11 protein-coding genes and 3 pseudogenes are annotated in these 16765 nt (G+C 39.7%); 6 read left to right on the top strand and 8 right to left on the bottom strand.

The window, feature by feature from the left end; translation table 11 throughout:
- Window positions 1-20: 20 nt before the first annotated feature.
- On the top strand, window positions 21-2033 hold the full coding sequence (locus ACU5DF_RS19305; RefSeq protein WP_446713903.1) for an AsmA family protein: 2013 nt from the start codon (window positions 21-23) through the stop codon (window positions 2031-2033).
- Between the two features lie 112 nt (window positions 2034-2145).
- On the opposite strand, the gene ACU5DF_RS19300 is transcribed toward ACU5DF_RS19305, so the two are convergent.
- Window positions 2146-3363, bottom strand: coding sequence for an EAL and HDOD domain-containing protein (locus ACU5DF_RS19300; protein WP_446713902.1), 1218 nt, complete (start codon window positions 3361-3363; stop codon window positions 2146-2148).
- Between the two features lie 238 nt (window positions 3364-3601).
- Here ACU5DF_RS19300 and ACU5DF_RS19295 point away from each other — a divergent pair, with 238 nt between their 5' ends.
- Window positions 3602-4567, top strand: coding sequence for an alpha/beta fold hydrolase (locus ACU5DF_RS19295; protein ID WP_446713901.1), 966 nt, complete (start codon window positions 3602-3604; stop codon window positions 4565-4567).
- A gap of 130 nt (window positions 4568-4697) precedes the next feature.
- A complete protein-coding gene (locus ACU5DF_RS19290) occupies window positions 4698-5495 on the top strand; it encodes a Cof-type HAD-IIB family hydrolase (protein WP_045103166.1) in 798 nt (265 codons plus the stop codon).
- Between the two features lie 132 nt (window positions 5496-5627).
- Here ACU5DF_RS19290 and ltrA read toward each other — a convergent pair whose 3' ends face one another.
- The 6 genes from ltrA to lptM all read right to left on the bottom strand — a co-directional run bounded on the left by ltrA (window position 5628) and on the right by lptM (window position 11512).
- Entirely contained in the window at window positions 5628-6938 is a 1311-nt protein-coding gene (gene ltrA, locus ACU5DF_RS19285) for a group II intron reverse transcriptase/maturase (RefSeq protein ID WP_446711496.1), read from the bottom strand.
- Between the two features lie 604 nt (window positions 6939-7542).
- Window positions 7543-8454 carry a tyrosine recombinase XerC gene (gene xerC, locus ACU5DF_RS19280; protein ID WP_045103167.1) on the bottom strand — a complete coding sequence of 304 codons (912 nt, stop codon included), beginning with the start codon at window positions 8452-8454 and terminating at the stop codon, window positions 7543-7545.
- Complete coding sequence (locus tag ACU5DF_RS19275; RefSeq protein ID WP_045103168.1) at window positions 8447-9163, bottom strand: DUF484 family protein; 717 nt, start codon at window positions 9161-9163, stop codon at window positions 8447-8449. Before ACU5DF_RS19275 ends, xerC begins: the two co-directional genes overlap by 8 nt.
- A complete protein-coding gene (gene dapF, locus ACU5DF_RS19270) occupies window positions 9160-9990 on the bottom strand; it encodes a diaminopimelate epimerase (protein WP_045103169.1) in 831 nt (276 codons plus the stop codon). Before dapF ends, ACU5DF_RS19275 begins: the two co-directional genes overlap by 4 nt.
- A gap of 79 nt (window positions 9991-10069) precedes the next feature.
- Entirely contained in the window at window positions 10070-11323 is a 1254-nt protein-coding gene (gene lysA, locus ACU5DF_RS19265) for a diaminopimelate decarboxylase (RefSeq protein WP_446713900.1), read from the bottom strand.
- Between the two features lie 69 nt (window positions 11324-11392).
- Window positions 11393-11512, bottom strand: a complete 120-nt coding sequence (gene lptM / locus ACU5DF_RS19260; RefSeq protein ID WP_446713899.1) for an LPS translocon maturation chaperone LptM — start codon at window positions 11510-11512, stop codon at window positions 11393-11395.
- 81 nt (window positions 11513-11593) lie between these two features.
- On the opposite strand from lptM, the gene cyaY reads away from it, so the two are divergent.
- A complete protein-coding gene (gene cyaY / locus ACU5DF_RS19255; protein ID WP_446713898.1) occupies window positions 11594-11908 on the top strand; it encodes an iron donor protein CyaY in 315 nt (104 codons plus the stop codon).
- Window positions 11909-12061: 153 nt separating this feature from the next.
- On the opposite strand, the pseudogene prlC reads toward cyaY, so the two are convergent.
- Window positions 12062-14105, bottom strand: a pseudogene (gene prlC, locus ACU5DF_RS19250) (oligopeptidase A).
- 152 nt (window positions 14106-14257) lie between these two features.
- On the opposite strand from prlC, the pseudogene ACU5DF_RS19245 reads away from it, so the two are divergent.
- Both ACU5DF_RS19245 and gorA read left to right on the top strand, forming a co-directional pair.
- Window positions 14258-15098, top strand: a pseudogene (locus tag ACU5DF_RS19245) (23S rRNA (adenine(2030)-N(6))-methyltransferase RlmJ).
- Window positions 15099-15348: 250 nt separating this feature from the next.
- A pseudogene (gorA, locus tag ACU5DF_RS19240) lies at window positions 15349-16705 on the top strand (glutathione-disulfide reductase).
- Window positions 16706-16765 lie beyond the last annotated feature (60 nt).

Below are 16765 nucleotides of genomic sequence, written 5' to 3'. Positions count from 1 at the left end.
TTATTTTCTTGGAGTTAACAATGTATACCACACTGAAAAGCCTAGGCTGGCTTATCGCTTTCTGTTTATTACTTGTGGTCGCGTTCTTATCCCTTTTGCATACTCCTTATGCGCAACAAGTACTTAATCCATTGGTACAAAAAATAACGCAGCAACAGGTCTCTTTTGGTGGAATTAATTACTCAATCCAATCTCCTTTACACCTGACGCTTTCAGATATTACGATTCATACAGAAGAAAATGAACATGACCTAAATATTCAACAAATCGATTTCTGGCTTTCACAATATCCAATACAAAACAAAAAACTGGCTTTTGATAACATCAAAATTGATAGTTTGAACCTACAGAATGGCTTTCCTAACACAGATAAAGCCGCTTGGATTTCGGTTGCTCACTTAAGTATTTCTAATCTCGATTTTTCACATAAAGGATTAGTGATTAGAGATGCTCATATTCAATTAACCAATTGGTCTGTTGATGAGAATAAAACGTTACCTTTTGAAGGGGATTTTCAATTTTTAACAACCCAACTATATTGGCAAGGCGAAGCCTTAAATGACATATTAATCGATGGCTTTTACACACAAAATTACACGGCACTGCATGGTATTTCACTAACTTGGCGTGACAGTACCATTACTGCACAAGCCGAATTGAAAGAAAATAAATTATGGGTAATACCTCAATTTACTTTACGTAAATTTAATTTAGAATCTGATAATACTGAGGTAATCGGAAAACCTTTAGAATGGTTAGCTCAACAGAATTTCACCTACCAATTTGATCGCATTGACCTGCTAGACATCAATATTGAATTACCCCAATTGATTGCAAATAATTTAAGTTTATCGGCCGAAAATGTATTATTTCCTTATCATTTATGGCAACAAACAGATGCCAATATATCTTTCAATGCAGACAGTCTAGTCTTGAATGAATATACCATTGAAAAACCTATATTTAATCTAATGTTAAATGGCAAAGAAGCGAATATATCAAACCTTTCATTTGATATATTCAATGGCAACATTCAACTTGCAGGAAAAGTATCACCCACAGACGTCGAGTTAACATCCCTCACTTTAGGTCAGATAAAATGGCTTATTAGCCACGAAGAGATGACTGCAATCTCTCAATATATTACCCAACTTAATCTTGTCAACATTGCACAATTAGACATTAATAATATTCAATTAATACAACTGGATACTCAACAACCTTACCAAATAACAGGGTTAAATGCAGAAGGGAGCGATCTAGAACTACGTCGTTATTCTCAATGGGGACTATGGAATGGAGAACTATCATTAAGCGCTTCTAACGCCAGTGTAAACTATTTACTTACTCAACAACCGCTTATTGAAATGAATACTCAAGAAGGGTTGTGGTCGATAGATCGAGCTCTGTTTCCTCTAAGTGAAGGGTTAATTGGTTTTAATGGCAAAATTCATTTAGCTCAAGACAGCCAACCTTGGCAATTAGAAGCTTATGGTGATGGGTTACCTGTTGATTATTTTTCACAGCTACTATCTACAGATTTACCTCTAGATGGTATTACTGAATTTACTTTTAGTGGTAATGGACTTGCATCTAATCGAGACAGTTTTAATTACAGTTTTAACGGTGAACTAAACCTAGCTCCTAGAGAAATGACCACAACCAAAACCGCTCTAGAATTATGGCAAAGCAAACTCGGCCTCACTCCTGACAAAGAACAATTAACTCGCTTAACGGAACGAGAAAATGAAAGTAAGGCAAATGACAATATTGACAGTACAATCAAAAACGAAAGTGCTATAACTCAATATCCAATAAACATTGACCCCATCACTATCTTGGCAAACCGTGGACGCATCTCTATCGTTCCAATCTTAATCAAAGGGGAGGGTTTTAGTTATAGTATTCAGGGTGATTACGATCTAGTTAACCCAAAACAAGCTCAAACAACAACGTCATTGATCCAAGAATGTCATCAATTGGTACAACGCTTATTCTCAGAAGAAGTACAAGTCATTAATAACTGCCAATAACATAATAAGATAAACAAAAAATCCCCATCAATAACAACTATTGATGGGGATTTTTTTAATATTAAATTCTCAATAAATTATAGAAGTACAGAGCTTAAAAGATACTACGACTCTATTTAGCAAGAATACAGTGATACCATTCTTCGGCATCTTGATATGTTTTTTCTACTGTTTTAGCTGAGAAACCAAGTAACCGGCTGATCTGATCTATTTTTTCCCAATCACCAGAGTCAATACATTCATACAACTCTAACATTGAACCCAGCAAACCAGCACGACTTAATATTGCTTGCTCAATTTCTTTAGTTAATGATAACTGCCCTAATACTTCTTCAAGCTTACGATCAAGCAATGCATCAAGTAATGAGAACAAACCAACAATAAATGCTTGCTGCCCTGGCATCCCGTTTTGACAACGATAAATCATCAACTCACAAAAGCGTCCTTTAACTAACGATTGCTTATAAAGTTCTTTCGGTTTGTTAATTGCAGCGTGCGCGGTAGCAACAAGAGTCACGAACATTTTGATTTGTTCTTCCCCTAGATACACTAGCGCCTGCTTAAATGAAGAGATCGGTTTTTCAAGTCTCACTGATGCTGTATTAACAAATTTTAGTAATTGGTAAGATAGAGAAACATCTTGAGTAATAAGCTGCTCTACTCTCGAAAAATTCACTTCTTCACGACACACTTCTTGGTACAATTGTATCGTTAGTACTTCTTCTGGTTTTACTATCCGGTTTTTAATTATTTCAGGCTTACTAAAAAAATACCCTTGATAAAAATTAAATCCGACATCAAAAGCACGTTGAAACTCTTCGTTAGTCTCAACACGCTCAGCTAAATAATGGCGCCTACAGCCTTGCTGTTTGCGTTTTTTAACATACTCACATGACTCATCAATGCCAAGCTGCATGATATCTAACTTTATAATATGAGAATAAGGTAAAAAACGATCCCATTCAGCACCTAAGCTAAAATCGTCTAATGCAATAATATATCCCATTCGATGTAGGTGCTTTATCGCACTAAATAGCTCATCGTTAGGAATGCAGGTTTCTAATACCTCAACTACAATTTTACGCTTCGGAAAAGCGGTAGGGTAAAGAGAGATCAAAGATTCTTGAGGGAAATTGATAAAACTGCGAGGAGATTCCAAAGCAGGATTTCGGCCTGCTGACATGAAATTTTCAACCAACAATCGACATGTCGCTTGATTCGCTTCTATATTAGGAAACGCATTATTTTCACCATCTCGAAAAAGTAGCTCGTACCCTATCGTTTGTTTTTTCCGATTAAGTATCGGTTGTCGAGCAACGTATGAATACATAACTTGAAAGTATTATCCTGTGAAAATATAAATACAATAAGACATCTTATCGGCACTATCATTATATTCTTAAGACAAATAATGAAGTGGACTATCGTGGGTATAATAATAGAATACTACAGAAAAAAATATGCGCTTGATTAAATCCTGTGCGAGAACTATTCAAAATATGATATTCATTTTATTATTATTTGTATAATAGCATTAATTACCTATTTATCATCACTCGGTGAGTCTAATGAAAGAAACCACGTTTATACAAGAATCGCATTACCTTGAGACAATGAAAAATCAAGTCTCTCCCTTCTGGGAAAAGCGACAACATGGTTTTTATCAAGGACAAAAAGGAGTGCAGTTACACTGGGTCAGCTTTACTAGCCCAACACATCAAAAAGCAATAATGGTTGTTAATGGCCGCATTGAAAGTGTTCATAAATACCAAGAGCTATTTTACGATTTATTTTGCCAAGGTTATGACATTTACTCATTTGATCATCGTGGGCAAGGTTTATCTGATCGTTTAACAGAAAACAGTGACATTGGGCATATTGAAGATTTTTCTGATTATGTTATTGATTTAGATAGCATCACTAAAAAGCTGATCACACCAATGAATTACCAAGATAGCTACCTACTTGGTCACTCTATGGGAGGAGCAATTGCCACTCAATATGTTGAAAATCATGAACATCCATATACTGCATTAACTTTAAGTGCCCCAATGCATGGTATTCATATACAGCCTTGGTTAAAGCCACTGGCAGGTACTATTAGTCGCTATTTAAGCCAACGTACTTCTCAACCATCGTATGCATTCGGCCAAGCTCCATATCATGCAAAACCTTTTTTAAATAATTTACTTACTACGTGTGAAATTCGCTATCAATGGTTCAGGGCTCTATATGCTGTTAAACCCGAACTTCAAATTGGTGGAGCAAGTAATCATTGGGTAAATCAAGGATTAATAGGGGCAAAACTCTGTATTGAACACGCCCATTCATGCGTTATTCCCACCTTATTATTACAAGGTGAAAACGACCGTATTGTTGATAATAATGCTCATATTGAATTTCAAAAAAGAGCTCCAAATTGCCAATTAGTCACAATAAAAGAAGCAAAGCACGAACTGCTTTTTGAATCTGATACTTGTCGCAATCAAGCTTTATCTGAGACTCTCAATTTTTTCCACCAACATAATAAGTAAACGATAAATGTAATATAGAGCTAAAGTAAAAGAGGAAAAGCAATCTTATTATCTTTACCCTCTTTTTTCTTTATAAACTCACGTAAACTGAATTTAATTTCCTTTAAATTAATTCTTTTTATGAGGCTTTATGATTACTATCGTTGCATCTGATCTTGACGGCACCCTACTGACTCCTGAACACAAAATTGCAGACTTCACTAAAAAAACACTTAATAAACTGCACCAACAAGACCTGACCTTTATTTTTGCAACGGGTCGTCACCACATTGATGTGGGTAATATTCGTAACGATGTGGGCATTCCTGCTTACATGATCACATCCAACGGTGCTCGCGTTCACGATACTGATGACAATCTTGTTTACAGTAAAAACCTTCCTGAACATTTAGTTCCACAAGTATTGGACCTACTAAAACATGATGAATTGTTATCTATTCATATGTACTCAGATGATAAATGGTTTATTCATAAAGAAGACGAAGAGTTGAAAAAATTCCATGACAGTGGCTTCACTTACACTTTATTTGATGTTGAAAACCCGCCCGTTGAAAACATGGCAAAAATTTTCGTGACCATGCCAGAGCATGAATATTTGGTGCAATATGAAACTAAGCTAAAAGCACACTTTGGTGACCAAGTAATGGTCGCATTCTCCACACCTTGGTGTTTAGAAGTGATGGCCTCAGAAGTATCTAAAGGTGCTGCATTAGAAGCGGTAGCTAAGTTACTTGGTAAGACATTAGATAACTGCATCGCGTTTGGTGATGGCATGAATGATTATGAAATGCTGCATATGGCCGGTAAAGGGATCGTGATGGGAACATCGCATGAGAAAGTAAAAAAAGCATTACCAAACAATGAGGTTATCGGCTCATCTGCCGACGAAGCCGTTGCCCATTACTTAGAAAATTTATTATTAAAATAAGCTTATTCACTACTTGGCCCATCATAGGCGAAATAGTCGACTTCTATTTAAAAACAAATAGTTAGCTAGAAATCACCAATCCAAGAACAAACAACTAATCGAGTAGGAGGAGGCCTCGCGGCCTCCGTCCTCTCACACCACCGTACAAGCGTGGGTCGCATACGGCGGTTCCGAATACATTTTCAGTGCCTTATACCCATCCAATAATGAGTATAATCCCATCTCCATCAGTTTTACGTTTGGAAGTGCATGATTCACTTGAGGTGTTCTTGAGAGTCTCCACCAACCTTTATCTGACATCGCTAATTTCCAAGCATTTCGCTCGCTTACACCCTCTTGGCGTAGCCACATCGCTATGCTGTATTTTCGCTTTCTCTGCTTCAGGCGGTAGCTCCGAAGTCGGCGTCTTATCCAACTGTCTAGAGTTCCCATTACACTCGGTTTTAAAGCCAATTTAAAGTAGTGTTGCCATCCTCTAAGATATTGAGTTAATTCTTTTATTATTGCCTTTAACTCTCTTCCTCGATTTCGTTTCGTTATCTCTCTGACCCGCTTTTTCATTCTTGCTTTCGCCTCTTTTGATAGACGGATCTGACCTGAGTAACTAAAACTGTGGCTTAGATAACTGCGCTCCGTTATTCTTGTCGCCGCACTTTTCTCTCGGTTAACCTTGAGTTTCAGTTTATGCTCTAAGAATACGGTGATCGAGTCTTTGACTCTCTCTGCAGCTTCCTGACTACTCACATAGATTTGGCAATCGTCTGCATATCGACAGAACTTATGCCCTCTACGTTCTAGCTCTTTATCTAGCTCATCTAATACTATATTAGATAGTAAAGGTGACAGAGGACCACCTTGTGGGGTTCCTCTTTGTCTACACTCTATTATCCCATTTCGCATCAGTCCACTTTGTAAATATGACCTAATTAACTTCAAAACTCGTTTATCTTCAATATCTTCTGCTAAACGATGCATCAATCTATCGTGATTAACGGTATCGAAATACTTTTCTAGATCTATATCTACAACGTATCCTCTTCCTTCTCTGATGTATTGACTCGCTGTCGCTAAGGCATTATGAGCGCTACGCATTGGCCTAAAACCAAAACTACTCTTCGAGAATTTTGGCTCATAAACTTCTGTTAACACTATCGTGATAGCTTGTTGAACTATTCGATCTAGAACCGTTGGTATTCCCAACTGCCTGACACCACCTTTAGCTTTCGGGATCTCAACACCCAAGACTGGTTGAGGTTGATAACTACCTTCTAATAAGGATTGACGCAATTGTTGTCCATTATCGCCTTGCTTGAGTTTATTAATGGTCGCTTCGATGCTGAGTCTATCAACTCCCGCACACCCTTTATTACTCTTCACTCGGCGTAATGCTGCGTTCAAATTAGTTGGAGCGCTAATGCGCTCTAGTAGTTGAGAGGTATTCACCAAGACTCGCCTTTCTTTCTACGCCAGATACGTTTGTTACGCTTTGTCACCGTCAGTGCTACTTGCGGTTTTACCAACTGGGACAGAGTGATGGGTTTCATCGTTGCTGTTACTCCACGTATTTGAGTGTTTAGCGGCTGCTTCTTGATATATTCGGTTCAGGCCTTCCTTTAAACTGTACTGGTTTAAAGTACTATGCCGTCGGCTGACTTCTTAACTTCCGTCGAGTGACATCACTGCCGCTCTAGTCTCTTTGAGACAAAGGCTAAGATCTCCCGAGGTAAGACGCTGTTCTTTCCCATGGTCATGCCTGATTTACTGCGACACACTTCTCGTCGAAACATAGGGTTATTCTATCTATAGCTAGGTTACCCAAGTTGTCACAGCCTACTATCAGATTTCTGTTCGTCACCACCATGTTTTGCCATTTGCTTCCTTCAGATTTCACCTCACGGTGAACACCCTTGCATAGGCTAACGGTTCTCGTTCGACTGAGCCCGTAGAGGACTTTCACCTCCTAGAACAACGCCATGCTCGGCGCACTAAAAAAGCGAGATGCGTAATTACCCACACCTCGCTTTTTTATTATCATCAAGTTAACGTATTATTTTTTCTTCGCTCTTGGGTGCGCTTGGTCATACGCTTGAGCAAGATGTTGGAAGTCTAAATGGGTATAAATTTGAGTCGTAGAAATATTTTCATGCCCAAGTAACTCTTGAACTGCTCGTAAATTACCACTCGATTCAAGCATGTGGGTTGCAAATGAGTGACGTAATTTATGCGGACTAATATGGCTATTGACCCCTTGTTTCATCCCCCACTCAGCCATGCGTTTTTGCACATTTCGATGCGAAATACGAACGCCCAATTTAGAGACAAATAATCCAGTTTCTTCTGGTTTTGCTAGTTGATTTCGAACTTGTAACCAATGCCCTAACCACTCTTTCGCCTGACCAGAAAAAGGAACTTTACGCTCTTTATCCCCTTTACCAATCACTCGTAATTCACCTTGGCGTAATTGAATATCACGAACATCAATACCAACTAATTCAGCCAAACGCAAACCAGCGCCATACATCAATTCCATCATGGCACGATCTCGAATCGATAATGGATCATCTTCGTTTACTTCGAGTAATTGCCCCATCTCATCCACATCTATATTTTTTGGTAATGGCCGAGATTTACGAGGCGCAGAAACACCTTTAGCAGGGTTGGCCGTTAATATGTTACGCAATACAAGAAAATCAAAAAAACTGCGCAGTGAAGATAGTCGAGTGGATAAGCTACTCGCTTTCAATCCTTCTCGCATGCCTTTACTGGTAATTTGACGCACCCAACCCGCATCGACGTCTTGCCAAGACTCTACGCCTAACTCAACCAGTTGCTCAGCAATCGTTGTTAGTTGGCGCTTATAACTGCGTTGAGTATAAATACTTAAGCCTTTTTCATTACGTAAGAATTCATAAAAGGCATCAAGATGTTTTGAATATTGAAGAGGAAGTACATCACTCATGAGAAGATTTTGACCATTGCATTAATAAATAATGGAACACACTTACCAATTGCTCTAAAAAAATAGTATCCATATTGGGTTCAAAGTGACCCCCATCATGACTAGCAAACGCGATAATTCCCATTGGGTTAGACTGGCCAAGAGGCAGAATTGCAAATGAACCTAATTCAGTACTTGAATGGTTAAGCCCACCATAGGCTAATAAGCTATCTCTCTCTGTCTGACGTAATCGACCTAAATAAGCTGAGTGGCCATTCAAAAATTTTTTAATAAAATTAGCGAGGGCCGTTTTTTCTACATGATACTTAGGGTGTTGATGATCAACAATTTTAATATGAGCAGTCAAACCCAGTTCTTTTGCTTTGTGTTCAATTACTTTTGCTGCTTGGAAAAAATCATCACAAATCAACAATTGCTTTTGTACTTCGGCGAAATCATGAAAAAGGCGATCGTTTTTAGCCGCTAATGACATAATTTGTGTAATTTCTTCTTCTAAATCACCAATACGATCTCGTAACTTATTAACTTGAACTTCAACCAATGAAATAACACCACGCTCAGGTGTATCAACTTTAATTCTGTTCAATAGTTCAGGATACTGTTGGAAAAAATTAGGGTGGTCCATTAGAAATTGAGCAACAACCTCTTCTGTTAATTGCGTAGATAATACCGCTTCTTGCTGTTGCTCCATCACATTACACTCACTCATATTGATAATTGACCATCATAAACATGTGTAGCTGGACCTGTCATAAATAATGGATGCCCAGGGCCTTGCCAAACGATATACAAATCACCACCAGGTAGAGAGACTTTAACGTTTTCACCTAATAACTCTTGCATGATACCGATAGCAACCGCACCACACGCACCACTTCCACACGCTTGAGTTTCACCTGCACCACGTTCATAAACACGTAATTTAACTTCATTTGGTGAAACGATTTCCATAAAGCCAGCATTAACACGATCAGGAAAACGCTCGTGCCCTTCGACTAGCGGGCCATATTTATCAACGTCATAATTATCAACATCATCAACCACAGTGACACAGTGTGGATTCCCCATACTTACCGCACCACAGAAAAGCGTTTTATCTTCTGCACGCAATAAATAGGTTTTCTCAGCTTGAGTTGCTTTAAATGGAATTTTATTTGGTTCAAATACTGGCTCACCCATGTTTACCGTTATTTGATCATCATCTTCCACTTTTAACGTCATTTTGCCTTTTTTGGTGCTAACCGAAATACTGATTTTATTGGTTAGGCCTTTCATTCGTACGAAACGAGCAAAACAACGAGCGCCATTACCACACTGCTCTACTTCGGTGCCATCAGCATTAAAAATACGGTAGTGAAAATCAGTTTCAGGATCATAGGGAGCTTCAACCACCAATAACTGATCAAAACCAATACCACGGTTACGATCCGCTAGACGACGGATTAAATCTGGTGAAAAGAAAATATTTTGAGTTAAGCAGTCAACCACCATAAAGTCATTGCCAAGCCCGTGCATTTTAGAAAAATGAAAGTGCATAGTTGTTCTTCTTTTTTATATTTTTAGGTTGAATACCAAAAGAGCAAGTCCCCTTAGCACCTGCTCTTTAAAATTTATATTAATGCGGTAAAATAGATTCAAGTTCCCACAAAGAGCTTAGCTCTTCACGCTTACGAACTAGGTGTACATCTTTACCATCCACCATGATTTCAGCAGCACGACAGCGAGTATTGTAGTTCGATGACATCACAAAACCATAAGCACCAGACGAGCGAACTGCTAGTAAATCATTTGCTTCTAATACTAAAGCACGATCTTTACCAAGAAAGTCGCCAGTTTCGCAGATAGGACCAACTAAATCATAACTTTGCGCTTCGCCTTCACGAGGAGCTACAGGCACTATATCTTGCCATGCTTGATATAATGCTGGACGCATTAAGTCATTCATTGCAGCATCAATAATGGCAAAGTTTTTATGTTCGGTATGTTTAAGAAACTCAACTTTAGTCACAAGAATACCGGCATTTGCTGCAATCGCACGACCTGGTTCAAAAATTAACTCCAGTTCTTCACGCCCAGCTAAACGGCTTAATAATGCCTTTGCGTACTCTGATGGTTGTGGCGGTAATTCATCACGATAAACCACACCTAAACCACCACCCACATCAAGATGTCGAATATTGACACCTTGTGCTTTTAAATCATCAATCAAGGCAAGAAGGCGATCTGTTGCATCAATGAATGGCGTAATATCCGTTAACTGAGAGCCGATATGACAATCAATGCCTTGGATATCTAAATTAGATAGGGTTTGTGCAAATTTATACACTTCAGGTGCACGATCAAACGCAATACCAAATTTATTATCACGTAGACCCGTTGAGATATATGGATGTGTTTTTGCATCAACATCTGGATTAATTCGCAGTGAAATTGGAGCCTTTACACCCATTTCAGCCGCAACTGAATTTAAACGCTCAAGCTCAGGCTCTGATTCAACATTAAAGCATTTAATTTTTAACTCTAACGCTCGGCGCATTTCATCAGCCGTTTTACCAACGCCAGAAAACACCACTTTAGTTGGATCGCCACCGGCAGCCACAACACGCTCAAGCTCACCTTGAGACACAATATCAAACCCTGAACCTAGACGGGCAAGTGCATTTAACACGCCGATATTTGAGTTCGCTTTTACGGCGTAACACACAAGGTGAGGTTGTTCACCAACAGAGCTATCAAATGCATTCCAGTGGCGCTCTAGTGTCGCTCGAGAATAGACATACAACGGCGTGCCATATTGCTCTGCTAATTCTGCAACTGGTAACTCTTCAGCCCAAAGTTGTCCATTATCCTTATAATTGAAATAATCCAATGTCGTCTTCCTTGTCTAGTTCAGTGTTTATTAGCCAGTGGTAATTCAACTACACTGACTACAAATAAATTATTCTGCTACTTCTGTTTTTGGTGCTTCATCTTCCGGCATGTACAACGAACCCGTTTGACCACAACCTGCCAGTGTTAAGGCACTCAATAGCATTAATGCCATCACTCTTTTTTGCATAAGATTTTACCATTAGTGTTAATATCTGGTTATGCTCTCTATAATCGCACCACAGCCAAGAAAAGCAATAGGATAAATAAGATGAATAACACTGAGTTTCACGAATTAGTCGATGAAAAACTGCAATTACTCGAAGATATGATTGACGATTCTGGCGCAGATATTGAGCCAATAATCACAGGCAACGTATTAACACTGGAATTTGAAAACCGTAGCCAAATCGTAATTAACAAACAAGAACCAATGCACGAAATTTGGTTAGCATCAAAATCTGGTGGCTTCCACTTTGCTTATACCGATGAGAAATGGACATGCTCTAAAACAGGTATGGAATTTATCGAAATGGTAAAAGAAGAGTGCCAAAAGCACGCAGATGAAGAGATTGAGTGGGTTTAAATCTACGATACGCTATCGCTAACTATAACGCTTCGCGTCTAGAAACTATAAGAGCAAAAATACGGTAACTTGATAAGTTATTTATCCATACCCGCAATTTCTGCTCTTATAGAAGCGAAGCGTCTAGTTTCTAGCTAGCGCCAGCGTATAGCTTTATTTACCAATACCCGCATGACGTAGCATTGCATCTACTTGTGGCTCACGACCACGGAAGCGTTTGAACAACTCCATAGGCTCTTCACTACCGCCCATTTCAAGAATGTTATTCAAGAAACTTTGACCAGTTTCTGTATTAAAAATGCCTTCCTCTTCAAAACGAGAGAACGCATCGGCTGATAATACTTCTGCCCATAGGTAACTGTAATAACCCGCACCGTAACCGCCCGCAAAAATATGACCGAAGCTGTGAGAGAAGCGGTTCCACTCAACACTTGGTAATACCGCCACTTTCGCTTTTACTTCAGCTAGCGTTTCTAATACTTTTGCACCTAAATCAGGATCGTAATTTGTGTGCAAAGTGAAGTCGAACATGCCGAATTCTAACTGACGCAAAATAAACATCGCAGATTGGAAATTTTTCGCAGCAAGCATTTTATCTAGCATTTCTTTTGGCAGTGGCTCACCCGTTTCATAGTGACCAGAAATAAACGCCAACGCTTCCTCTTCATAACACCAGTTTTCTAGGAACTGACTTGGCAGTTCAACCGCATCCCAAGGCACACCATTAATACCAGACACTGACGCAACATCAATTTGCGTTAGCATGTGGTGAATACCATGACCAAATTCGTGGAATAACGTCACGACTTCATCATGAGTAAACAGCGCTGGTTTGCCACCTACTGGCTTATTGAAGTTACAAGTTAAGTACGCAACCGGCGTTTGTAGTTCACCATTTTCAGTAATACGACGCACACGACACTCATCCATCCATGCGCCACCACGTTTGTGCTCACGCGCGTATAAATCTAGGTAGAAGCTACCACGTAATGTATTGGTAGAATCAAAGATATCGAAGAAACGCACTGACTCATGCCATACATCAACGCCTTCACGTTCAACCACTGTCATACCAAATAGACGGTTTAAGACCTCAAATAGGCCAGATACTGCTTTTGATTCAGGAAAATAAGGGCGTAGCTCTTCATCAGAGATTTGGTACAGCTTTTGTTTTAGCTTTTCAGAGTAATAAGTCACATCCCATAGATCTAACTCATCAATATCAAACTCTTCTTTTACAAATGCTTTTAGCTCTTCAACTTCGCGTTCACCTTTGTGGTTTCGCTTTCGCTGCTAAGTCATTTAAGAAACCAAGGACTTGAGTTGGGCTTTCCGCCATTTTGGTTGCTAGTGACTTTTCACTATAAGAAGCAAAACCTAATAGACGTGATACTTCATGACGAAGTTGCAACTCTTCAGAAATTAAATCGGTGTTATCCCATTTACCGGCATTTGGACCGCGATCCGATGCACGAGTAACGAACGCTTCATAAATTTCACGACGTAGTGGTTTATTATCAGCATAAGTCATGATCGGAATGTACGATGGCATTTCTAGTGTCAGTAACCAACCGTCTAACTCTTTTGCTTCTGCCGCGGCTTTTGCTGCTGCCATTGCTGATTCTGGTAAACCTGATAATTCAGCTTCATCAGTAATGTGTTTTGACCAACCCATGGTTGCATCAAGCACATTATTGCTGAAATTTGAGCTTAATTCTGAAGTACGCTTACTGATCTCACCGTAGCGCTTTTGTTGATCAGCAGGTAAACCAATGCCTGATAATTCAAAATCACGCAGCTCATCAATGATTGTTTTTTGTTGAGCTTGAGATAGGGTTACAAACGCCTCACTCTCTTTAATTGATTTATACGCTTCGTACAGTCCTTTATTTTGACCAACCCACGTACCGTACTCAGATAATGCAGGTAAACACGCTTCATACGCTTCGCGTAATTCTTCACTGTTTTGCACTGAATTCAAATGACTCACTGGTGACCAAATACGACTTAGACGATCATCAGTTTCTGCTAGAGGAATAATAATACTCTCCCAACTTGGGGCAGTATCAGACGCCAATACTTCTTCCACTTTAGCGCGACAATCAGCAATGGCTTGTTCTACCGCTGGCTGAATGTGTTCAGGCTTAATTTGAGAAAACAGCGGTAAATCAGTAAAGGTAAGTAACGGATTAGACATATTCATTCCTTTTCTATTTTTCGTTTTTAGGATCGGCTTATCCCTTAAAGATGGTGCTTAATGGATAAAATTTCAATGGCTGGAGCAAGAGTACACACATTGAGCTATAAACTTGGGTATAATCATGTGATTCCAATAGTGAGAGTTCATCCATGCTAAGTTATCGTCACAGTTTTCATGCAGGCAACCATGCCGATGTGGTTAAACACATTGTTCAAAGCCTTATCCTTAATTCATTAACACAAAAAGATAAGCCATTTGTTTATCACGACACCCACTCAGGGGTTGGTCGTTACGATTTAACGCATGAATGGTCTGAAAAAACCGGCGAATACAAGCAAGGTATCGCACGTCTTTGGGAACAAACTGATCTTCCTGAGGAAATCACTAGCTACCTAAATGCCATCACAGAATTAAACGACGGTGAAGAACTGCGTTACTATCCAGGCTCACCACGTGTTGGTCGTGCTCACCTGCGTCGTCAAGACCGCATGGTATTAACCGAACTTCACCCTGCCGATCACCCTTTGCTTGAGCAAGAGTTTCATCGTGATCGCCAAGTGTCTATTTATAAAGACAGACGGCTTTGCACGACTAAAAGCAAGCCTTCCTCCAAAAGAGCGCAGAGGGTTAGTCTTAATCGACCCACCTTATGAGCTTGCAAAAGAATATTATGATGTCGTCAACGCAATTGGCCAAAGCCACAAGCGTTGGGCTACAGGCATTTACGCGATTTGGTATCCAGTGGTTAATCGTTGTGACATCGACGATATGATTAAAGGGCTTAAAAAATTAGATATCCGTAACATTCTACAAATTGAGTTGGGTGTTTCTGCGGATACTAACGAGCGTGGCATGACAGCATCTGGCATGATCGTCATTAATCCACCTTGGAAATTAGAAAGCCAAATGAACACTATTTTGCCTTTCTTAAAAGAAGCAATTGCACCAGCAACAGGTCACTTCAAAGTAGAGTGGATTGTTCCGGAATAAAAAATAAGGGTTCAGGCCGGTCGCAAGCTCCCTCAAAGGATTCAGGAAAAGCAGATAGCATTGCTCAGTTTTATCTCCTTCCTGAAACCTGCAAGCGAAGCGACCTGAAACCTAGTAGACCTTGAAGCTCTTATACCTTGAAAAAATAAAATTTGGTCGCATTTCATACATAGTATGTAAAAAAATTAATACCAATGTAATTAATTAGATAATGATTGGCATTGGTATAACACTTATTGGAGAGAAAGTAATGGCTACTCATTTTGATTATATTTGTATCGGCGGTGGTTCTGGCGGTATCGCATCAGCAAACCGTGCGGCTATGCACGGCGCAAAAGTTGCTCTTATTGAAGCGCAAGATCTAGGCGGCACGTGTGTAAACGTAGGTTGTGTTCCTAAGAAAGTGATGTGGCATGGTGCACAAGTTGCTGAAGCGATTAACTTATACGCTGAAGATTACGGCTTTGATGTTGAACTGAAAAAATTCAACTGGAGCAAAATGGTTGAAAACCGCCAAGCGTACATTGGTCGTATTCACCAATCTTACGATCGCGTTCTTGGTAACAATAAAATCAATGTAATTAAAGGCTTCGCTAAGTTTGTAGACGCAAACACTGTTGAAGTAAATGGCGAGCACTACACCGCTGATCATATCCTTATTGCTGTTGGTGGTCGTCCAACAATCCCTAATATTCCAGGCGCTGAACACGGTATTGATTCAAATGGTTTCTTTGAGATCACTGAACAACCAAAACGCGTTGCGATTATTGGTGCAGGTTACATTGCAGTAGAAATTGCCGGTGTACTTCATTCTTTAGGCACAGAGACTCATTTATTCGTTCGTAAAGAATCTCCTCTTCGTAGCTTTGACCCAATGATCATCGATACGCTAGTTGAAGTGATGAACACAGAAGGCCCAACTCTTCATACTCACTCTGTACCAAAAGAAGTGGTTAAAGAAGCGGATGGCAGCCTAACACTTCACCTAGAAAATGGTGAAACACAAAATGTTGATACCCTAATCTGGGCAATTGGTCGTCACCCTGCGACTGACGCAATCAACTTAGAAAAAACAGGCGTTGCTACTAATGATCGCGGTTACATCAAAGTAGACGAATACCAAGAAACTAACGTGAAAGGCATCTACTGTGTCGGTGACATCATGGAAGGCGGCATCGAGCTAACTCCTATCGCGGTTAAAGCAGGTCGTTTACTGTCTGAGCGTCTATTTAATGGTCAAACAAACGCAAAAATGGACTACTCATTAGTTCCTACTGTTGTGTTTAGCCACCCACCGATTGGTACGATTGGTCTTACTGAACAAGAAGCTGACGAGCAATACGGCAAAGACAACGTAAAAGTGTACACATCAGGCTTCACAGCGATGTACACAGCAGTAACTAAGCACCGTCAACCGTGTAAGATGAAACTGGTTTGTGCTGGTGAAGACGAGAAAGTTGTTGGCTTACACGGTATCGGTTTCACGGTTGATGAAATGATCCAAGGTTTTGCAGTAGCAATGAAAATGGGCGCAACTAAGGCTGATTTCGATGCAGTTGTTGCTATCCACCCAACAGGTTCTGAAAGAATTTGTTACTATGAGATAGTCTACTTTTAGACTGTTTTAACTATAAAAAACGCCGCCAATAGTTAATATTGGCGGCGTT

It is taken from the genome of Aliivibrio wodanis, from assembly GCF_052920805.1.
Note: the sequence above shows the minus strand (reverse complement) of the source record. Positions and strands in the feature narration are given on the sequence as shown.

What these genes read in the sequence shown, in the direction of transcription:
- cyaY (WP_446713898.1), top strand. Translation starts at nt 11,594, where the DNA reads ATGAATAACACTGAGTTTCACGAATTAGTCGATGAAAAACTGCAATTA.
- lptM (WP_446713899.1), bottom strand. Translation starts at nt 11,512, where the DNA reads ATGCAAAAAAGAGTGATGGCATTAATGCTATTGAGTGCCTTAACACTG.
- ACU5DF_RS19290 (WP_045103166.1), top strand. Translation starts at nt 4,698, where the DNA reads ATGATTACTATCGTTGCATCTGATCTTGACGGCACCCTACTGACTCCT.
- xerC (WP_045103167.1), bottom strand. Translation starts at nt 8,454, where the DNA reads ATGAGTGATGTACTTCCTCTTCAATATTCAAAACATCTTGATGCCTTT.
- ACU5DF_RS19300 (WP_446713902.1), bottom strand. Translation starts at nt 3,363, where the DNA reads ATGTATTCATACGTTGCTCGACAACCGATACTTAATCGGAAAAAACAA.
- ACU5DF_RS19275 (WP_045103168.1), bottom strand. Translation starts at nt 9,163, where the DNA reads ATGAGTGAGTGTAATGTGATGGAGCAACAGCAAGAAGCGGTATTATCT.
- ACU5DF_RS19295 (WP_446713901.1), top strand. Translation starts at nt 3,602, where the DNA reads ATGAAAGAAACCACGTTTATACAAGAATCGCATTACCTTGAGACAATG.
- ACU5DF_RS19305 (WP_446713903.1), top strand. Translation starts at nt 21, where the DNA reads ATGTATACCACACTGAAAAGCCTAGGCTGGCTTATCGCTTTCTGTTTA.
- dapF (WP_045103169.1), bottom strand. Translation starts at nt 9,990, where the DNA reads ATGCACTTTCATTTTTCTAAAATGCACGGGCTTGGCAATGACTTTATG.